Origin of the sequence: Arthrobacter sp. C9C5 (assembly GCF_013359735.1) — a bacterium.
Taxonomy (GTDB): domain Bacteria; phylum Actinomycetota; class Actinomycetes; order Actinomycetales; family Micrococcaceae; genus Arthrobacter.
Map to the genome: position 1 here is coordinate 80,159 of NZ_JABFMX010000010.1, position 18,439 is coordinate 98,597.

Consider the following 18,439-nt stretch of genomic DNA (forward strand, 5'->3'; position numbering starts at 1 on the left):
CAGGAGAACACCATGAGCACCGAAACCGCCAAGAAGCCGTCCGTCCTGTTCGTCTGTGTCCACAACGCCGGCCGCTCCCAGATGGCCGCCGCGTTCCTTACCACCCTCGGCGAAGGCCGGATCGAGGTCCGCTCCGCCGGCTCGCAGCCCGCTGAGAAGGTGAACCCCGCCGCCGTCGAAGCCATGGCCGAACTCGGCATCGACATGTCCGCCGAGATCCCCAAGGTCCTCACCACCGAGGCCGTGAAAGAGTCCGACGTCGTCATCACCATGGGCTGCGGCGACACCTGCCCGATCTTCCCGGGCAAGCGCTACGAGGACTGGGAACTCGAAGACCCGGCCGGTCAGGGCGTCGACGCCGTCCGGCCGATCCGGGACGAGATCAAGGCCCGCATCGAGGACCTCATCGCCTCCCTCACCCCCGCCAAGTGAGCGCCTAGAACCGATATCAGGAGCCTCTCGTGAGCACCCAACAGCTGATCATCATTGGATCCGGCCCTGCCGGCTACACTGCGGCGATCTACGCCGCCCGGGCCGGCCTGGCTCCGCTCGTCATCGCCGGAGCCGTCACCGCGGGCGGCGCCCTAATGAACACCACCGAGGTGGAAAACTTCCCGGGCTTCCCCGCCGGCGTGCAGGGACCGGAACTGATGGACGGACTGCAGCAGCAGGCCGAAAAATTCGGCGCACAGGTGGTGTTCGACGACGTCACCGAAGTGACGCTCACCGGGCACCTCAAGCGGGTGGTCACCGGAGCCGGCGAGACGCATGAGGCACCCGCGGTGATCCTGGCCACCGGCTCCGCCTACAAGGAGCTCGGCCTGCCGGAGGAGAAGAAGTTCAGCGGCCACGGCGTCTCCTGGTGCGCTACCTGCGACGGCTTCTTCTTCCGCGACCAGGACATCATCGTGGTCGGCGGCGGGGACTCGGCCATGGAGGAGGCGACGTTCCTCACCCGCTTCGGGAAGACCGTGACCGTCGTCGTACGCAAGAGCGAGCTCCGGGCCTCCCGGATCATGGCCCAGCGCGCCAAGGACAACCCCAAGATCCGGTTCGCCTGGAACTCGGCCGTCACTGCCATCCACGGCGACGGCAAGGTCACCGGCGTCAAGCTGACGGACACCGTCACCGGCGAAACCCGCGAGCAGGCTGCCACCGGCATCTTCGTCGCGATCGGACATGTCCCGCGCACCGAACTGCTGCACGGCCAGGTGGACCTCGACGCCGAGGGCTACATCAAGGTCGATTCCCCCACCACCCTCACCAACCTCTCGGGCGTCTTCGCCTGCGGCGACGCAGTGGACCACCGCTACCGCCAGGCCATCACCGCCGCCGGGACCGGCTGCGCGGCCGCCCTCGACGCCGAACGCTACCTGGCAGCCCTGGACGACGCGGACAGCATCGCGACCGCCCTGGTCGAGGAACCCACCCACGCCTGAGCGCCACCCACCCGCCCAACTAACTCGCAGCAGGGGCCGTTTTGAGCCCTCAAAACGGCCTTAAGTGCCAGCTAGTTGGGCACGGATCCACCCGCCCCACCGGATGAAACAGAGGACACCATGGCTGTACACAACACCCTTCCCGTAGCTGTCATCGGAGCCGGCCCCATCGGCCTCGCCGCGGCAGCACACCTGCTCGAGCGCGGCCTGGAGCCGCTCATCCTCGAGGCCGGCACGACCCCGGCGGCGGCCGTCGGGCAGTGGCGCCACATCCGGCTGTTCTCGCCATGGCAGTTCAACACCGACGCCGCCGCCGTCCGCCTGCTCGCCGCGACCGGCTGGGAAGCTCCGGAGCCGACGGAGCTGCCCACCGGCGCTGACCTCATCGGCCAGTACCTCACTCCGCTGGCTGCACTTCCCGCGATCTCGTCCTGCCTGCACACCGGCGCCCGCGTCGTCGCAGTCACCCGGCAGGGCATGGACAAGACCCACAGCCGGAACCGCGACACCACCCCCTTTGTGGTCCGGGTCGAACACGCCGACGGCGAGGTCCGCGACTACCAGGCCGCCGCTGTCATCGACGCGTCCGGCACCTGGTCCACCCGCAACCCGCTCGGCACCTCCGGCCTGCCTGCTGTTGGCGAAGCCGCAGCGGCGGCCCACATCTCCTCTCCCCTGCCGGACGTCCTGAACCGCGACCGTGAAGCTTTCGCCGGGCGCACCGCCGTCGTGGTCGGCGCCGGCCATTCCGCCGCCAACACCCTGATCAACCTCTCCGAGCTCGCAAGCCAGGTACCCGGCACGAAGATCATGTGGGCGATCCGCGGCGCCTCGGCGGCCAAGGTCTACGGCGGCGGTGACGCCGATGGGCTTGCCGCCCGCGGCCAGCTGGGAAGCCGGCTCCGCGCCCTGGTAGAGGACGGCACGGTGGAATTGCATACCGGCTTCGGGATCGCTGCCCTCGCCTCGGCCGACGGCGCCGTGACCCTGTCCGCCGCGGACGGCCGGACCCTCGAGGCCGACGTCGTGGTTCCAGCCACCGGCTTCCGCCCCGATCTGGACATCCTCAGGGAACTCCGGCTCGAACTCGACCCCGGCGTCGAAGCCCCGCGTGAGCTCGGCCCGCTGATCGACCCCGAATTCCACTCCTGCGGCACCGTCGAACCGCACGGCGCCAAAATGCTTGCCCACCCGGAGCAGGACTTCTACATCGTCGGCATGAAGTCCTACGGCCGGGCCCCCACCTTCCTGCTGGCCACCGGCTACGAACAGGTCCGTTCCGTCGCCGCAGCCCTGGCCGGAGACCACGAAGCAGCCGACACCGTCCAGCTCGAACTCCCCGAGACCGGCGTCTGCTCCTCCGACATCGGCACCAGCTGCGACGTCCCCGCCGCCGTACCGGCAGGTTTCGTGGCGGAAACCTCCGGCGGCTGCTGCGGAGCGCCCGAACCGGTCCTCGTCGGGTTCCCCACCGGACTGGCCCACGGCCGCTCCGGCGGGAACTGAATTCCTTCCCCGGATCCCGTCAACCGACCATTGGAGTGCAGCCATGACTGACCACCCCGAACACGGCCTGGGCCTGCAGGACAACACCGAAGTTCTGCACCGGATCAGCGCGCGCCTAGCCGACCGGTTTGCCGGTGTTTTCGCCGCCGAGACTGTGGAACGCTACGTGTTCGAGTCCTACACGGCCCTGGCCCGGACGGCGAAGATCACCGCATACCTGCCATCGACAACAGAACACTTTGCCGGCGACAGGCTCAATGCCCTGGCCAAGTCCAAGGGCGCGGTCACCAGCGACGTCCCGGAGGTGCTGTTTGTCTGCGTGCAAAACGCCGGCCGCTCCCAGATGGCTGCCGCCCTCCTCACGGTCGAGGCCCAGGGCAGGATCCGGGTCCGCTCTGCCGGCTCCCAGCCAGCCGCCGAACTAGACCCCGCCGTCGTCGCGGCAATGTCCGAGCTGGGCCTGGACCTGACGAAGGATTACCCCAAGCCCCTCACCGACGATGTGGTGCGCGCCTCCGATGTGGTGATCACGATGGGCTGCGGCGATTCCTGCCCGATCTACCCCGGCAAACGCTACGAGGACTGGGAGCTGGCAGACCCGGCCGGACTGCCCGTTGCGGCCGTGCGGATCATCCGCGATGAAATCCACGGCCGGGTCAAAGCACTGGCAGCATCACTGCTCCCCAGCCCCGGCTCAGGCAAGGAAGAATCAAACCCATGACCCAAACCACGAAAACGCCCGGTGTCCTGTTCGTCTGCAGCAAGAACGGCGGCAAATCCCAGCTCGCCGCCGGACTGATGAACCAGCTCGCGAACGGGACCGTCACGGTGCACTCCGCCGGGACCAAACCCGGCAAGTCGCTGAACCCCCAGTCCGTGGAATCCCTGGCCGAGCTCGGCATCGATATCACCGGCGAACACCCCAAGCCCATCACCGAAGCAGTCCTGGACGCGGTCGACGTCGTCATCGTCGTGGGCAAGGAGGCCAAAGTAGACGCCCCCGAGGGCAAGCGGCTTGAGGTCTGGGATACGGACGAGCCCTCCGAGCGCGGCATCGAGGGCATGGAACGCATGCGCCTGGTACGGGACGACATCAAGGCCCGTGTCCAGAAGCTGTATGCGGAGCTCACCGGGAACTAGGCCATGCCCGCCCCGGCGTTATCCCGAACACTGGTCGCAGAGGGTGCACCGCGCGGCGGCCTCGCCGCGCTGTGCATCACCCAGACCACCGGGTGGGGCGTGCTCTACTACGCGCTGATAGCCGCGGTCCGGCCCATCAGCGAGGACACCGGCTGGGACCCTGCCGCGGTCACCGGGGCCTTCTCCGCCGGGCTGCTGGTCTCCGCAGTGGCCGGAATATTCGTGGGCAGGATCTTGGACAGGACCGGGCCGCGGACACTGATGATCACCGGATCCCTCTTGGGAGTGCTGGCACTGACTATCGTGGCGATGGCACCGACCCTGCCCGTGTTCTTTGCGGCGTGGCTCCTGGCGGGGGCCGCGCAGTCCGCGGTCCTCTATCAGCCGGCCTTCACCGTGATCACCCGCTGGTATGGACCCGCCCGTATCCGGCCCCTGACCGTCCTGACCCTCGCCGCCGGGTTCGCGTCTACCATCTTCGCCCCGGTCACCGCCGCCTTGACGGCGGCATTCGGCTGGAGGGGTGCGTTTCTCATGCTCGCCGGAATCCTGGGCCTGATCACTGTCCCACTGCACGCCCGCTACCTTAACGGTCAATGGGCACCGCCCGCGCCCGGCACCCCTGCGACAGACCACCGCGCCAGGCTGCGGACCGTCCGGCGCAGTCTGGAATTCCTCGGCCTGCAAGCCCTTATGGTGCTTCTCGGGCTCGGGCTTTACACCGTGACACTGAACATCATTCCCTTGCTGGTTGAAAAGGGAGCCGACTATCCCACGGCCGCTCTGGGGCTTGGCCTCGTGGGCGGCGGGCAGGTGGCTGGCCGGCTGCTGTTCGCCGCGATCCCGTCCGGCGCCCGGCTGGCCAGCATCACCGGCACGGCAGCGGGTGCCCTCCTCATCCTGGCGGCGCTGCCCGGCCCGGTGCCGGTACTGATCGCGGCCGGGATGCTCGCCGGCGCGGTCCGCGGGTGCCAGACCCTGCTGCAGGCCACGATCGTGGGTGACCGCTGGGGCACCCGGAGCCTGGGCACGCTGCAGGGGATCTTCTCGGCCCCGCTCACAGCAGTCACCGCCATCGCCCCGGCGGCGGGACCCGTGCTGGCGGCCGTGCTGGGCACTTACACTGCCATGACCTACACCATGGCCGCTGCGGCCGGCACGGCAGCCATCCTCGCCGCCGTCGTGAGCCTGCGCAAGGTCCGGCCGCACGCGATCAACTGAGCGCCGACCTCCCCGCGGAAACCTTCAACCGCGGTAATGAGGCCATGGACATGGAATCCCTCCGTACCGCGATCCGGGACCGCGGGCCCCTCGGGCGGCCGCGGGCCTGAGGCATCGGAGCGCAGGCCATGGATCCGACGGGAGACCAGATCACAGCCGGGTACCGCCGAGCCATCGACGACTTCGCCGCCCGGCTGGGGAGCGCCACGCCCGCGGAACTTCGCCGGAAAACCGCCGCCACCCGGTGGACCAACGAAGAATTGCTGTTCCACATGGTGTTCGGCTACATGGTCGTCCGCGCCCTGCTTCCCCTCGTCCGAGTGGTCAGCCGCCTCCCCGGACCAGCCGGCACCACCTTCGCCGCAGCATTGAACGCCGCCACGGGACCCTTCGATGTGGTGAACTACTGGGGCTCGCGCGCCGCCGCCCTCGTCTACAACAGGCGCCGGATGGGCAGGAAACTGGAAAGAACTGTCAACGAGCTGATGCGGCAACTGGAACGTGAGAGCCCTGCCTCCCTCGCCAGGACCATGCCGTTTCCGGACAGATGGGACCCGTTCTTCAAGCCGGCCATGACCCTCAACGACGTCTACGCCTATCCCAACCTTCACTTCGATTTCCACGCCAGGCAACTGAGCCTTCGGCCGCCGGACGGACCAGGGCAGCACTGACGGCGGGGCCGTGAAACGCGGCGTGAACAGTCGGCAAAGGCCTGCCCAACTGCGGCGGATGTGGGGCTTCGGCGGCGGACGGAGGACGTAGCGTCGAAGCATGACGACTCCCCCTCTACGCCTGGGCCGGGCAACGATCGCTGCCGTTGCCATCGGACTCCCGACCGCCTTCCTTGCCCCGACCGGCCCCTCGTATGCAGACACTGCGCCCCCAGCCGCCGCAACGGACAGCAGCCATGACGGACGGACCCTGGCGCTGGGCGCCCCCGGCCTTCCCGAAACGCGTACCGTCACCACGTTGGCGCCAGGATTGACGCGGACCTCCATCACCCGCGGAGCGCCGGACGCCACCTTGGTCTGGACCGCTGAAGTCGCCATCCCCTCCACCTCGCCCGACCCCGATGCCCCGGCCAGCGCGTTGTCCGATGAAGCCACGGCCAAGGCGGTCGCAGTCAAACTCCAGAATGCAGGAGTCACAGCCCGAGTGGAGCATGTCCAGTCCCCCAAGCTCGCCGACTCCGGCGGAGACCTCGGATACCGAGTTCGCGCCGGCGCGTTTCAATCCAAGGCCGACGGCGCAGCAACGGTCGACCGGATCAAGGCAGCCGGCTATGCCGCCTCGGTTATCTACACCGGCTGGGACGGGGACTCCGAGACCATCAACAAAACGCGCGGGCCTTGGAAGTTGGAAGTGCTCACTATTGATCCGAAGAAGTTCAAGGGTGAACTTGCCTCCGGGTTCGGCCCGGACCTGCAGGACAGGGAGACTACGAGCCAGCTCGCGGCGGCCGAAGGCGCCCTGGCCGCGGTGAACGGCGGATTCTTCGTGATGGACCCGAAGGCCGGCGCCCCGGGCGACCCTGCCGGAACCGCCGTCGTCGGTGGCAAACTGCTCAGCGAGCCGGTCGGGGACCGGCCCTCACTGGTCATCAACGGCAAGACCAACGCGGCTGCGATCGAGCGGCTGAAATGGAGCGGGCACGTGTCGTCACCGGGGCACGGCGCGAACATAGCGTTGGACGGTCTCAACCGCGTCCCGGGGCTTATCCGCAACTGTGGAGGTACCGGCGACTCTCCCACCAACCTGCCGCTGCATGACTTCACCTGCACGGACCCGGACGAGACCGTGGCGTTCACCGGCGAGTTCGGGCCCTCCACCCCGTCCGGCCCCGGGCTGGAAGTCGTCCTGGACCAACACGGGACCGTGACCGCGGTCAACAGCGCCCGGGGCTCGGCCGTTCCGGCCGGCGGGACCACCGTGCAGGCTACCGGCACGGACGTGCCGCGTCTCAAGAGCATGGTAACGGTGGGCAAGCGGCTCGACGTCGAGTCCCACCTCGTCAATGCTGTGGGAAGGCCGGCGCGGTCAAACAGTGACACGTCCGTCATCAACGGCGGCCCGCTGCTGGTGAAGGGCGGCGCCGAGAACATCACTGCCCGGCGGGACGGCATGGTCCACACCGACGACAGCAACAGCTTCTATTACGGCTGGGTCCACAAGCGAAACCCCCGAACCATCGTGGGCATCGACGCCGAAGGCCGCACCCTGCTGGTCACCGCCGACGGCCGCCAGACCACCTCGCTCGGGCTGAGCATCAAGGAAGCTGCGGACGTCGCCCGGTCACTGGGAATGGTTGACGCCATCAACCTCGACGGCGGAGGCTCGACCACCATGATTGCGGGCGGCCGGGTCGTGAATACCCCGTCCGACGCAACCGGTCAGCGCCCGGTGGGCGATGCAGTGCTCGTGCTTCCGCGCCGCAAGGACTGATCCCGCGCATCGTGTGCGACGCTGGTTGCATGGACCTTGAGGTGTCGCCCGCGCTCACGATTCCTTCGTCCGAACTCCGCTGGCGGTTCTCGCGTTCCTCCGGGCCGGGAGGGCAGCACGTCAACACTTCCGACAGCCGCGCCGAACTGTCCTGGAACATCGCCGGCTCGGCGGCGCTCACGGATGCCCAACGGCTGCTGCTGCTCGAACGGCTCGGACGACGGCGCCTCATCGGCGGGGTGGTCACCGTGACCGCATCGGAGCAACGGTCCCAGCTGCGCAATCGCGAGATCGCGCTGGCGAAGCTGTCCGAGCTCGTGGCAGCCGGCCTCGCACCGGAAGCTGCTCCCCGCCGACCGACCAAACCCACGCGGGGCTCGAACCGCCGCCGCCTCGCCGCAAAGGAACAACGGTCAGCGACGAAACGGCAGCGAAGGCGGCCATCCGAGGAGTAGCGCGGCCGGTCGTCCGCATGCGCCCCCTGTCGCCACAACCGGGCATTGGATAAAATCGGGGTTCCGGGTCAATCGACCCGGAGCCCCGGCGGCTCGGCCCGGCCGAAAGCCCGCCGGGCTGAGCAGAGAGGCCAGCCATGGACTTCGCCCCGGCCAATGAGCATCCGCTGGATCCCTTTCCTCATTACCAACGAATGCGGGAGGCCGCGCCCGTCTTTCACGACGAGCAGTCGGGCAGCTGGCATGTCTTCCGGTACGACGACGTACAGCGGGTACTCTCCGAACATGCCACGTTTTCGTCGCGGATGCGTGGCGACGATCCATCCGAGTCGGGGCACCTGTTCGAGGCCAGCCTCATCACCACCGACCCTCCAAGGCACCGGCAGTTACGCTCCCTGGTGACGCAGGCGTTCACGCCGAAAGCCGTGGACGCGCTTGCTCCCCGCATCACACAGCTCACCACCGAACTCCTCGACGGGATCGCTTCCCTCGGGACGGCGGACCTGATCCAGGCCTTGGCGGTTCCGCTGCCGGTGATCGTGATCTCGGAACTGATGGGCGTGCCCGCCGAGGACCGTGACCGATTCAAGCAGTGGTCCGACGTCATTGTCAGCCAAACGCGGACCGGTGCGATGAATGAGGACCACCACGCCACCAATCTTGAGATGACGGCGTACTTCCTGGACCTGATCGAACAGCGTCGCAGCCAGCCCGGCAATGATCTGATCAGCAACCTGCTATCTGCCGAGATTGACGGGCAGAAACTAAGCGTGGTCGAACTGCTGGGGTTCTGCAGTCTGCTGCTCGTCGCCGGCAATGAAACAACCACCAATCTCATCGGCAACGCGGTTCTCTGCTTCACTGAAGCGCCCGGCACCATCGATCGGCTACTGCAGGACCCGTCGCTCCTCCCCCAGGCCATAGAAGAAGTGCTCCGCTTTCGGTCGCCGGTTCAGTCCATGTACCGGATTGCTGTCGCCGACACCACCCTGGGCGAGGTTCAGATTCCGGCCGGCGCCCCGCTCGTGGCCTGGATCGGCTCCGCGAACCGCGACGAGCGGCAATTCCAGCGGGCAGCCGAGTTCGACGTCGACCGGGGCCAGATCCGGCATCTGGCGTTCGGCCACGGCGTTCACTTCTGCCTCGGTGCCCCGCTGGCCCGGTTGGAGGCAAGGATCGCGCTGGAGGGCATCCTGTCCCGGCTGCCCGGGCTGACGCTGGCCCCGGGAGCCACCCTTGAACGGATGGACAGCACCATCGTCTACGGGCTGAAGGCGCTGCCGGCCAGCTGGCAGGCAGCCTGAACGCAGGGGCGGGCAGTGCTCACCCCGCTGGGCCCGGAGCATACTGAGGGCATGAGTGAGCGTGACGACTTTCTAGCCTGGGTCAAGACAGCGCTGTACCAGGCGGAACTGGCCCTCCACAATGGCGACTCTGCGCCCCGCCGGGCGCTCTGGTCACGCAACGAGCCCGTAAGCGTTTTGGGGGCATGGCGCAACGCGCACGGCCAGCAAGAACTGGATGAGCTGTTCACTGGGCTGGCGAAGAGTTTCTCCGACTGCACGTCCTACGCCTTCGAACTGCTGGCGTATGACGTGGCGGGCGGCATGGCCTACACCGCCGGCCTGGAGCACACCTCCGCCTCCGTCAACGGCGAGCCGCGGACCTACACCCTGCGCGCCACCCAGGTGTACCGTCGCGAAGACGGCGAGTGGAGAGTTGCCCACCGGCACGGCGACACGGTGAACGAGGATCTGTAGGGGCGTTTACTGGCACCCCGGTGAGCGGATCCGTTTCTGGCCGGAGTGGTGGGCTGCCTACCGTACTTGGGGATACGATCCGAGCTCGTACGGGTCGTCGTAGACGGACCAGCGGATCGGTGGCATGAGGTTCAGGTTGCCGGCCTCCAAAAGCCCGTTGTGGATGTCCTGGCGCCCGTGCTTCTGATAGTCGCCCCAGGCCTTCAGGATCTTTACCCGGTCCTTCACGACGGCGGCGAGGTACTTGGACTCGTCCCCGCCCTGAGCCGGCGGGCGTTCGGCCTTACGGGCCGCGGCCAAAATGCCGCCGAAAGACTCGTCGTCGTCCCCGGGACCGTGGTTGACCGAGACGTCGTAGTAGATCGCAAGCCCCAGCGGTCCGACGCCGTCCCGGACTGCCTCTTCAAAAGCCGGCTGCCAGTAAACCCTGTCCCGTTCCTCCAGTTGGGCCCGCTGGAAAGCCGGGTCACTCGCGGCCGTCTTCCAGTCGGCCGGGAAGCCAGGATCAAGCAGTCGATGGCTCAAGGCAGGGCGTTGCTTGTAGGGCGCATCCATGATCTGCTCCAACTGCGGCAGGTACCGCGCCAGCGGATTTCCCGGGGCAGCCTTTGCGTAGGCCCGGACAAGCTCGAGCATGTCGCCGGTGCCACTGCACCAGCCCACCAGCCCGCCGGTGTAGCCGCGTCCGTCATCGATGTCCTCGATGTAGCCGAAGGAAGTGGTCCAGTCAGGCGTGGAGTTCTCGGCGGTGGAGGTGAGCTGGAGGGCTATCTCCTTGTACACCGGATTGGCGATATCGGCCCGGGACTGGGTCTCGCTTCCTTGCTGCTGGTCTTTTCGTCCCCAAAGTCGATCAAACATCAGGCCTCCCGAAGTTATCGTGCCGCCGAGCCTAGCAGTCCGCCAGCCGACGAAATAGGGCCTGTCCGGCACTGTGCAACGAGGCCGGGGGCCGCGTGTTGAGTCCTGCTGCCCGGCACCTGGTTTACCGTGCCGTGGTCCCCTTGCGGCGGCCGGCCGCGTTTGTAGACTGAACGGGGATCCATCTCTTCGCTTGGCAGGGACGGGAATATCGATGGCTACTTTTCAGAACCTCCACCAGAGCATGTTGCCGCTGCTGTTGCCCAATGCGTGGGACGTCGGATCCGCCTTGGCCTTTGCGACAGCGGGATTCCCGGCCGTCGGCACCACCAGCTTTGGCATTGCGGCCAGTGCCGGCCTCCCGGACGGAGGGCGATCCAGCAAGGCGGCAACGACCGCCCTGGTTGCCCAGCTGTGCCGCCTGCCGGTCCACATCACGGCGGACATCGAGGACGGCTACTCCGATGACCCGGCCGAGGTTGCCGAATTTGTGGCCCAACTGGCTGCCTTTGGCGTGGCCGGCGTCAATCTGGAGGACAGCACGGCCGGGCACCTGGTCGATCCGGCAGCCTTCGCCGAGAAGGTTGCCGCCGTCAAACGACGCAGCCCGGCCGTGTTCATCAACGCCCGGGTGGACAATATCTGGTTCGGCGAAGAAGCCACTGTAGATGCGGTGCTGCTCCGGGCCGGTCTCTACGCCGAGGCCGGGGCGGACGGAATCTTCGTGCCCGGACTTGCGGTCCCGGAGGACATCCGGGCCATCACCGCCGGCATTGCTCTGCCGGTCAACGTGCTGGCACATCCCTCGCTGACTGTCGCCGAGCTGGGTGAGTTGGGGGTACGGCGGGTGAGTTCCGGCTCCCTGCCGTACCGCGCAGCAGTTGACGCGGCGGTCAACGTGGTCAGCGCGCTGCGCGATGGCAAGCAGGTGCCGGCCGCCACCTCGTACTGGGAGATGCAAGCGCGTCTGGCGTCCTTTAGCCAACACCTCATGGATTGAGGGCGCAGGGGCGGCTGATTGCCGCCGCGGTCATAGCTCGGCGCGCGATCCGGGCTCTTGCTGAGTACCTGCGTGGTAAGCGGCGGCCATGTCCTGCTTGGAGCGGCCCTGGGACGCGACCCGTTCGAGGCGCACGGCGGACGCCTCGACACCGTCGAGCCGAAGACCCTGTTCGCGGGCGGCGTCGAGGATGAGGCGGGCGTCTTTCAGCGAGGTGTCGACCGCAAAGGACGCCGGTTCCAGCCGATCATCGAGGATAAGGCCAGCTTTGGTACGCAGGAAGGGCAGATCGAGGCCGCCGCCGTCGATCAAGTTAAAGAATTGCTGCGGGTCCACCCCGAGCGCCTCGGACAGGGCCAGGATCTCTCCCGCGGCGTTCGAGGCGGCGATGACCCAGCTGTTCACGACGAGCTTCAGCCGCGTTGCCGAGCCCGCGGCTGGGTCCTGACCAGTCCAGACCGTGCGCGCCCCGATGGCGTCCAGTACCGGTGCCACGCGCTCGCGCACAGCTTCCGGTCCCGCCGCGATCACCAGGAGCTGGCCGGCCTCAGCAGGCTCGCGGGTGCCGGAAACGGGCGCTTCGACCAAGTCGAGACCCACCTCGCGGGCCAGGTCCGCAAGGTCTGCGGCGTCGTGCACTCCGACGGTCGTGGACTGCACCCACGCGGTGCCCGGCCGGACTCCCGCGGCTGCCTGTTGGATCACGTCGGTTACGGCGGCAGCATCAAAGAGCATGGTCACCACCACGTCCACGCCGGCGACAGCCTGGGCTGGGGACGAGGCTACCTGTGCCCCGGCGTCGGCGAGCGGGACGGTCTTGGCCTGGTCTCGGTTCCACACGCGGACCTCGTGTCCGGCCCGCAGCAGATTGCGGGCCATCGCGGCCCCCATGATGCCGGCGCCCAGCACCGCCACCTTGCGATTCGTGTCCATCCCGTCGTCCTCTCGATCGTTGTACAGGCGGCGTTAGCGATCCACGTCTGTGTAACGCCCCTGGCTACCCCAAGCAGACATCCTACCGATCACGGTGTGGACGTCCGCGTAGCTGCCTGGGCGTCCCGCGGACGCGGTATTACCTTTGGTCAGGACATCGACGTCGGTGTAACTGCCCGGCAGGTTCTTCTTCACGGACGCCGAGCGCTGAAGCGTGTCTGTGTCGGTGTAAGCGGCCTTCCTGGCCTGCCCGCGGAGGGGCTGGGGAACAGTTGAAGTACTCAAGAAAATCTCCATTAGTTAGGCGGGCGTCCAAAGAGGCCGCGCTTGGTGGTTGCCGCCTCCGGGCTCTACCGGAGCTCCGCGGCTGATACCCACTCTTCGCCGACTTGCGATAGCTTTCAAAGAGGGAAAGCGCATCGTCCAATAGGGGATCTTTATCAGAGCTGGTCAGCCAGCGGATTCTCCAGGAATGTGAGATCGGCCGCGCGCGCCACCGCGGTCAGCGCCCGGGCAAGGACAGTTTCCGGCTCGCGAGAGAGTGTGACAAGCCCTACTTCCCCTTGCCGCTCCGGCCCCACCAACCGGAGGGCGCGCACGCCACGCGGGAGCTGGAACACGTGCAACCACGCCGCCGGGACGATCGTTGACCACGGCCCGGCCGTCATCTGGGCCAGCAGCGAAGCAACCGAGTCCGTTTCAAGCCGCGGTGCGGCCGTCAGGCCCACGTCCCGGAGAGCATCATCCACTTGCCGGCGCCCCTGCATCGACCGGTCCAACAGGCACAGAGGCAGTGCTGCCGCGTCGGCCCAGCCGACCGTGCTGCCCGTGAATGCCCCGCGCTCCTCCGCCGTGAGCAGCACATACTTTTCGAAGTACAACCTGGCCACCCGAAAGCCATCCGGGACGGGGTCATCGACGTAGGTGATCCCGGCGTCGATCTCATAGGCTGCCAGCAGTCGCAGCACGTCCTCGGACCGGAGATCGGACGCGACATGGACGCTGGCCAAAGGATGCGCCGCGCAAAAGGCGGCGGTCAGCACGGTCACGGCTGGTGACGCGGTCGGAATCGAGCCGATCCGCAGCTGCCCGGTCACGCCGGACCGCATGGCACTGATCTGTTCGGTCAGGGCCTTACGGTCCGCCAAAATGCGTCGCGCCCACACCACAATCTGTTCACCCTCGGCCGTCAGACCCTCGAACCTATTGCCCCGCCGGATCAACGGAACGTCCAACTCAACTTCAAGTTTCCTGATCCCCTCCGACAAGGCCGGTTGGGAAACCGAGCAACTCTCGGCCGCCCGAGCGAAATGACGCTCCCGGGCCAAGGCGACCATGTATTCGAGTTGGCTGAAGATCATAGACTCTGGTCTACCGCACGCAGACACCGAATTCACCACCCCGGCTGCTGAAACGTCTAGTTTTCGCGTATATCGGAATGTATCGTTGAGTATCGTTCGCGATCCACTAAGGAGACCAGCATGCGTAATTCATACCCGGCCGGCGGATTTGGCACCCCAAACATCGACGGCATGTGGCAGGCGGTTGAGGAGCTGCGTTCAAGGTTTGAGAAGCGCTCGGGCAGCCGCGCGGGACGAGGCGAAGTGCGGTCCGCGGTGCTTGCCCTGCTCGCCGAACGGCCGATGCACGGTTATCAGATCATCCGTGAAATCGAGGAGCGCAGCAGTGGCAGCTGGAAGCCGAGTGCCGGCTCCGTCTACCCCACGCTGCAGCTACTGGCCGACGAGGGACTCATCCGCGCCGAGGAGTCCAACGGCCGCAAGATCTACTCGCTGACCGAGGCAGGCCGGGAGGTGGTCGCGGGTGCGGATGCGTCGGCGCCGTGGGAGTCGACGGGCCCGGCAGCCGGCCCCGGATTCGCGGCGCTGCCCAAGGCCGGCGTCGAGCTCGCGCAGGCCGCAGCCCAGGTTGGTCGCACCGGCTCCCCGGAGCAGGTGAAGCAGGCCGTTTCGGTGCTCGACGAGGCACGCCGTCGCCTGTATTCGATCCTCGCCCAGGACTGACGCGGGTGACGTCGGTTCGTCGGGTCCGGGCAGATCCGGTACCCGGCGTCGGGGACACCCGCGCCCGCTACCGCCGCATCCTGCGCTTCGCCGCGTGGCATCTCGCGGTGACCTGGTGGTTTGAGTTGTTCCTCCCCCGCGTCGGGCTGGGCAGAGTTGCCGAGCGCACCCGGGGGAAGAGGATGCAGCGCTTCGCGCAGCACTTCCACGTGCTCGCCGTGGAGCTGGGCGGCCTGATGATCAAGGTCGGTCAGTTCCTCTCATCCAGGCTCGACGTGCTTCCGCCGGAGATCACCCGCGAGCTTGAGGGACTGCAGGACGAGGTGCCCGCCGTACCGTTCCCCGCAATCCGTGCACTTGCCGAGGCGGAGCTGGGCGCGCCGCTGGACCAGGTTTTCGCCTCGGTCGAGGAGACGCCAATCGCCGCGGCGTCCCTCGGGCAGGCGCACCGCGCACAACTCCTTCCCTCCCATGGTGCCGACGCCGGGCTGAAAACCGTGGTGTTGAAGGTGCAGCGCCCGGGAATCGATGCGATTGTCGACGTCGACCTGGCGGCACTGCGCAGAGTGGGCGGCTGGCTCAGCCGGGTGCGGCTGGTGTCCGATCGTGCGGACATGCCGGCCCTGGTGGAGGAGTTTGCCCAGATTAGTCTCGAGGAAATCGACTACCTGCACGAGGCAGGGAATGCAGAGCGCTTTGCGGCTGATTTCGCCGACGACGACCGGGTAGGGGTGCCCGATGTCGCATGGGAGTGGAGCACCCGCCGCGTGCTCGTGCTGGAAGATGTCGCGGCGATCAAGATCACTGACTCGGAGGCACTTTTGGCGGCTGGCATCGATCCGGCGCAGGTTGCCCCGGTTTTTGCCTCGGTCATGTTCGACCAGCTGTTCACCCGCGGGTTTTTCCACGCCGATCCGCACCCCGGCAACATCTTTGTCACTCCGGTCGCCGATTCACCTGCTTCAGCTGCAGGACGCCCGTGGAAGCTGACGTTCATCGATTTCGGCATGATGGGCGAGGTTCCGCCCAACACTCGGAGCGGCCTGCGGAAGCTTCTGATCGCGGCCGCCTCGCGTGACGGCAAGGGACTGGTGAGCGCGATCAGCGACGTGGGAGTGCTGGTGCCCTCGGCCGACCGGGCCGAGCTTGAACGGGGGATGACGCACCTCTTCGCCCGGTTTGGCGGGATGGGCTTCGCGGAGCTTCGCGAGGTGGACCAGCGGGAGTTCCTTGATTTTGCGGTGGAATTCCGCGACCTGGTCCGCTCGCTGCCGTTCCAGTTGCCGGAGAATTTCCTGCTCATCATCCGGGCGATGTCACTGACCTCGGGAGTGTGCAGCTCGCTGGACGCCCGGTTTAATCTGTGGGACGCGGTCGAACCCTACGCGGCGCAGCTGCTGCGCGACGAACGGGGCAACATCGTCCAGGACGTGGCGCAGCAGGCGCTCGACGCCGCCGGGCTGGCGCTGGGTCTGCCGAAACGACTGGACGGGCTAGTCACCCGGATCGAGGACGGTTCACTATCGGTGGCCAATCCGCGGCTCGAACGGCAGCTGGCGCGACTGGACCGCACGGCCCAGCGAGCTGCATCGGCGCTGGCGTTCGGCGCGCTGCTCATCGCAGGTTCCGTGGTCCGGGCGGACGACGTGGTGCTCGGCAACGTGCTGATGATTGCGTCGGTCGTTCCGCTGCTCCACGGGCTGTGGGCGGGGCGCCGCGGCCTCTGATTGCGCTGAAAAGCCGGGACCGGGCTGCTCACCACCCGGCCGTGCCCGGGCCGCCCTTGAACGGACCGACGATCTGCGAGGTGATCCACCCGCCGTAGAAGTCTCCATCCTGGGAGGTCACCCGCTCGCCGTCGACCTCGCAGGAGTCCATGTGGCCCGGGTAGAGGGCCACCCGGGTGGTGAGCGCCTCAAACCCCCGGGTGGGTTTGGGATAGGTCCACGCCCCGCGGGGAACGACGGTTCCGCCGTCGACGACGTCGAAGTAGTGCGCCTCTCCCTTGAACTCGCAGAAGCTGGTGCCCTCAACCGGGACAAGTACTCCGGCAGGGAACGCGTCCAGGGGCAGGTAATAGACAGGCGGATGACTCGTCTCCAGGACGCGCACAGTGTCGGTGGTGTCGGCGATAACCTGCCCGCCAAGCCGCACGATGACCCGTTCCGACCGTGGCTCGACCCTTGGCGGCCGAGGATAGTCCCACACCGATTCTTGACCGGCCTTGGGTTTGATGGGCTGGGGGCGCCGGAAGAAGCCAGGAAAACCGTGGGCAGTGGTCATATGCCTATGGTGCCACGCTCCGCTGGGACGCCGCTGTGAACGCCGGAACGCCGGCGGCTCAGTACTCCCCCTTGATGACGAAATACGAGCCGCGGATAACGCCTGCCAGTTTTGACTTCTGGCGGGCGAACTTGAAACGCGATGCCAGTTCCTCCGGAATCTCCATGCCTTGGGCCAGCTTGAATCCGACCGCCCGCTTCCCGCCGTCGTCGATGCTATACATGACGTTGATCGACAATCCCGACTCGTAGAACACGTAGTCCATCCGCAAACCATCAACTTCGAAGGTGGTTGCCTCGAGCGGCCGCGAGCCGATGACAATGTCACGTTCGTTCTGCAAGATACGCCGCACCCGCTCCCGAACCTCCGGAACCTCGTTGGCAGGGCTCACGGTGAAGACGTGCTCGTACTTGTTGCGGTAGTACCGGGCCTCGTTCGCACGTAAGCCGGCGAGCGCTTCGGCGACCGGTGAGGACTCCAGGCCGACAGTAGAAACGTCCTTAAAGTCGACAACGTACGGCATGCGCTCTCCTGACTGGTTGTGTTGGACCCACGATAGCTTGAGGACGGTACTACGGCCGGTCCGCTGGCTATTGCGCCGACGAAGGCGCATGCTGGTCGGGAGGGCCGCCGTGACCTTCAAGACGAAGCGTGACCGGCGGTGTCTTGTAGTAGAAGGCCCCCTGGCCACCTAAACACCGGTCCGGGCTCCGTTGGAGCCGTCAAGCAGCCGGCGGTTTCGATGGCGGGGCCGGACTGCTGTTGCGGGCACACGAGGTTAGGGCCGAACGTAAGGTTTGGAGGATGCGAACCCTGACCCCACCCGAAACGTCATCCGCCTTTCCCTATTACCCTTGTCGCCTTGATCGCCGCGGGCCGGTCACGCCTGGCGCGCACTCTGGACACGCTTTCGAAGGCGACGTAAATTGGGAGATTCCAAAAGACCTTCGGGGATTTGGTCCTTCCCGGCCCGGTGCATGGCCGCGATGAGAGCCGCTGAAGCAGCACGGCGGCACGAAGGATGCACCCGCGGAACGGAGCCCGGAATGGCTACCTCGCACATCACTCGATTCCTCCTGGACGCCACAGTCCCCGATGAGACGCACGACCCGTTGGGGCCGGACTGTCTCTACGGCCTGTATACAAGCTGGTGCATACTGCACCGCATCAAGCCGCTGGAAGACTTCGAGTTCCGGTCCGCCATCCGGCGCCACGGGATCGATCCCAGTGGCAGCCGACGCCGAATGGCCGGTCCGTCTGCCGGCAACTACATCCTGGCCAGCTACCCGGACACGGCCTGATACAGCCCCCCACAGCGCAGGCGGCCGGTGCCTCTCTACAGCGGAGGCCAGTGTTCGCGCTCGTATCCGAACAG

The 18,439-nt window shown here is 66.9% G+C and carries 20 protein-coding genes; 15 read left to right on the forward strand and 5 right to left on the reverse strand.

Features of this window, described 5'->3' with window-relative positions:
- Positions 1–12 precede the first annotated feature (12 nt).
- The 11 genes from HNO80_RS09720 (at position 13) to HNO80_RS09770 (ending at position 9,963) form a co-directional block, all read left to right on the forward strand.
- The gene (locus HNO80_RS09720) at positions 13–432 is read left to right on the forward strand and encodes an arsenate reductase ArsC (RefSeq protein ID WP_175322644.1); all 420 of its coding nucleotides are present in this window, start codon (positions 13–15) and stop codon (positions 430–432) included.
- A gap of 29 nt (positions 433–461) precedes the next feature.
- Positions 462–1,439, forward strand: coding sequence for a thioredoxin-disulfide reductase (gene trxB / locus HNO80_RS09725; protein WP_175322645.1), 978 nt, complete (start codon positions 462–464; stop codon positions 1,437–1,439).
- Positions 1,440–1,559: 120 nt separating this feature from the next.
- Positions 1,560–2,945 (forward strand): NAD(P)-binding domain-containing protein, encoded by a 1,386-nt coding sequence (locus HNO80_RS09730; protein ID WP_175322646.1) that lies wholly within the window; start codon positions 1,560–1,562, stop codon positions 2,943–2,945.
- A gap of 43 nt (positions 2,946–2,988) precedes the next feature.
- Positions 2,989–3,666: an arsenate reductase ArsC gene (locus HNO80_RS09735; protein WP_175322647.1), complete on the forward strand. Its 678-nt coding sequence runs from the start codon at positions 2,989–2,991 to the stop codon at positions 3,664–3,666.
- Positions 3,663–4,085: an arsenate-mycothiol transferase ArsC gene (locus tag HNO80_RS09740; RefSeq protein ID WP_175322648.1), complete on the forward strand. Its 423-nt coding sequence runs from the start codon at positions 3,663–3,665 to the stop codon at positions 4,083–4,085. Before HNO80_RS09735 ends, HNO80_RS09740 begins: the two co-directional genes overlap by 4 nt.
- Positions 4,086–4,088: 3 nt before the next feature.
- Positions 4,089–5,306 (forward strand): MFS transporter, encoded by a 1,218-nt coding sequence (locus tag HNO80_RS09745; protein WP_175322649.1) that lies wholly within the window; start codon positions 4,089–4,091, stop codon positions 5,304–5,306.
- A gap of 128 nt (positions 5,307–5,434) precedes the next feature.
- A complete protein-coding gene (locus HNO80_RS09750; RefSeq protein ID WP_175322650.1) occupies positions 5,435–5,977 on the forward strand; it encodes a DinB family protein in 543 nt (180 codons plus the stop codon).
- Positions 5,978–6,077: 100 nt separating this feature from the next.
- Entirely contained in the window at positions 6,078–7,748 is a 1,671-nt protein-coding gene (locus HNO80_RS09755) for a phosphodiester glycosidase family protein (protein WP_175322651.1), read from the forward strand.
- A gap of 29 nt (positions 7,749–7,777) precedes the next feature.
- Positions 7,778–8,203, forward strand: a complete 426-nt coding sequence (arfB, locus tag HNO80_RS09760) for an alternative ribosome rescue aminoacyl-tRNA hydrolase ArfB (RefSeq protein ID WP_175322652.1) — start codon at positions 7,778–7,780, stop codon at positions 8,201–8,203.
- A 137-nt stretch (positions 8,204–8,340) separates the two neighbouring features.
- Positions 8,341–9,507, forward strand: coding sequence for a cytochrome P450 (locus tag HNO80_RS09765; protein WP_175322653.1), 1,167 nt, complete (start codon positions 8,341–8,343; stop codon positions 9,505–9,507).
- Positions 9,508–9,558: 51 nt separating this feature from the next.
- Positions 9,559–9,963 (forward strand): nuclear transport factor 2 family protein, encoded by a 405-nt coding sequence (locus HNO80_RS09770; RefSeq protein WP_175322654.1) that lies wholly within the window; start codon positions 9,559–9,561, stop codon positions 9,961–9,963.
- Positions 9,964–10,020: 57 nt separating this feature from the next.
- Here HNO80_RS09770 and HNO80_RS09775 read toward each other — a convergent pair whose 3' ends face one another.
- Complete coding sequence (locus tag HNO80_RS09775; protein WP_175322655.1) at positions 10,021–10,824, reverse strand: chitosanase; 804 nt, start codon at positions 10,822–10,824, stop codon at positions 10,021–10,023.
- Between the two features lie 214 nt (positions 10,825–11,038).
- Between HNO80_RS09775 and HNO80_RS09780 the strand changes: the two genes are divergently transcribed.
- Positions 11,039–11,824, forward strand: coding sequence for an isocitrate lyase/PEP mutase family protein (locus tag HNO80_RS09780; protein WP_175322656.1), 786 nt, complete (start codon positions 11,039–11,041; stop codon positions 11,822–11,824).
- 30 nt (positions 11,825–11,854) lie between these two features.
- Here the strand turns inward: HNO80_RS09780 and HNO80_RS09785 are convergent, their stop codons facing one another.
- Complete coding sequence (locus tag HNO80_RS09785; RefSeq protein ID WP_175322657.1) at positions 11,855–12,757, reverse strand: NAD(P)-dependent oxidoreductase; 903 nt, start codon at positions 12,755–12,757, stop codon at positions 11,855–11,857.
- A 440-nt stretch (positions 12,758–13,197) separates the two neighbouring features.
- Positions 13,198–14,118: a LysR family transcriptional regulator gene (locus HNO80_RS09790; protein ID WP_175322658.1), complete on the reverse strand. Its 921-nt coding sequence runs from the start codon at positions 14,116–14,118 to the stop codon at positions 13,198–13,200.
- 120 nt (positions 14,119–14,238) lie between these two features.
- Between HNO80_RS09790 and HNO80_RS09795 the strand changes: the two genes are divergently transcribed.
- Both HNO80_RS09795 and HNO80_RS09800 read left to right on the forward strand, forming a co-directional pair.
- The gene (locus HNO80_RS09795) at positions 14,239–14,781 is read left to right on the forward strand and encodes a PadR family transcriptional regulator (protein WP_175322659.1); all 543 of its coding nucleotides are present in this window, start codon (positions 14,239–14,241) and stop codon (positions 14,779–14,781) included.
- A gap of 5 nt (positions 14,782–14,786) precedes the next feature.
- Complete coding sequence (locus tag HNO80_RS09800) at positions 14,787–16,508, forward strand: ABC1 kinase family protein (protein WP_175322660.1); 1,722 nt, start codon at positions 14,787–14,789, stop codon at positions 16,506–16,508.
- Positions 16,509–16,536: 28 nt separating this feature from the next.
- Here HNO80_RS09800 and HNO80_RS09805 read toward each other — a convergent pair whose 3' ends face one another.
- Positions 16,537–17,064 carry a DUF427 domain-containing protein gene (locus HNO80_RS09805; RefSeq protein ID WP_175322661.1) on the reverse strand — a complete coding sequence of 176 codons (528 nt, stop codon included), beginning with the start codon at positions 17,062–17,064 and terminating at the stop codon, positions 16,537–16,539.
- A gap of 58 nt (positions 17,065–17,122) precedes the next feature.
- Positions 17,123–17,587: a DUF8821 family protein gene (locus HNO80_RS09810; RefSeq protein ID WP_175322662.1), complete on the reverse strand. Its 465-nt coding sequence runs from the start codon at positions 17,585–17,587 to the stop codon at positions 17,123–17,125.
- A 523-nt stretch (positions 17,588–18,110) separates the two neighbouring features.
- On the opposite strand from HNO80_RS09810, the gene HNO80_RS09815 reads away from it, so the two are divergent.
- Positions 18,111–18,365 (forward strand): hypothetical protein, encoded by a 255-nt coding sequence (locus HNO80_RS09815; protein WP_175322663.1) that lies wholly within the window; start codon positions 18,111–18,113, stop codon positions 18,363–18,365.
- Positions 18,366–18,439: the final 74 nt, after the last annotated feature.

Coding starts and splice junctions, on each gene's coding strand:
- HNO80_RS09750 (WP_175322650.1), top strand. CDS start 5,435: ATGGATCCGACGGGAGACCAGATCACAGCCGGGTACCGCCGAGCCATC.
- HNO80_RS09745 (WP_175322649.1), top strand. CDS start 4,089: ATGCCCGCCCCGGCGTTATCCCGAACACTGGTCGCAGAGGGTGCACCG.
- HNO80_RS09785 (WP_175322657.1), bottom strand. CDS start 12,757: ATGGACACGAATCGCAAGGTGGCGGTGCTGGGCGCCGGCATCATGGGG.
- HNO80_RS09810 (WP_175322662.1), bottom strand. CDS start 17,587: ATGCCGTACGTTGTCGACTTTAAGGACGTTTCTACTGTCGGCCTGGAG.
- HNO80_RS09755 (WP_175322651.1), top strand. CDS start 6,078: ATGACGACTCCCCCTCTACGCCTGGGCCGGGCAACGATCGCTGCCGTT.
- HNO80_RS09790 (WP_175322658.1), bottom strand. CDS start 14,118: ATGATCTTCAGCCAACTCGAATACATGGTCGCCTTGGCCCGGGAGCGT.
- HNO80_RS09805 (WP_175322661.1), bottom strand. CDS start 17,064: ATGACCACTGCCCACGGTTTTCCTGGCTTCTTCCGGCGCCCCCAGCCC.
- HNO80_RS09775 (WP_175322655.1), bottom strand. CDS start 10,824: ATGTTTGATCGACTTTGGGGACGAAAAGACCAGCAGCAAGGAAGCGAG.
- arfB (WP_175322652.1), top strand. CDS start 7,778: ATGGACCTTGAGGTGTCGCCCGCGCTCACGATTCCTTCGTCCGAACTC.
- HNO80_RS09770 (WP_175322654.1), top strand. CDS start 9,559: ATGAGTGAGCGTGACGACTTTCTAGCCTGGGTCAAGACAGCGCTGTAC.
- HNO80_RS09735 (WP_175322647.1), top strand. CDS start 2,989: ATGACTGACCACCCCGAACACGGCCTGGGCCTGCAGGACAACACCGAA.
- HNO80_RS09730 (WP_175322646.1), top strand. CDS start 1,560: ATGGCTGTACACAACACCCTTCCCGTAGCTGTCATCGGAGCCGGCCCC.
- HNO80_RS09720 (WP_175322644.1), top strand. CDS start 13: ATGAGCACCGAAACCGCCAAGAAGCCGTCCGTCCTGTTCGTCTGTGTC.
- HNO80_RS09780 (WP_175322656.1), top strand. CDS start 11,039: ATGGCTACTTTTCAGAACCTCCACCAGAGCATGTTGCCGCTGCTGTTG.
- HNO80_RS09765 (WP_175322653.1), top strand. CDS start 8,341: ATGGACTTCGCCCCGGCCAATGAGCATCCGCTGGATCCCTTTCCTCAT.
- HNO80_RS09795 (WP_175322659.1), top strand. CDS start 14,239: ATGCGTAATTCATACCCGGCCGGCGGATTTGGCACCCCAAACATCGAC.
- HNO80_RS09740 (WP_175322648.1), top strand. CDS start 3,663: ATGACCCAAACCACGAAAACGCCCGGTGTCCTGTTCGTCTGCAGCAAG.
- HNO80_RS09815 (WP_175322663.1), top strand. CDS start 18,111: ATGGCTACCTCGCACATCACTCGATTCCTCCTGGACGCCACAGTCCCC.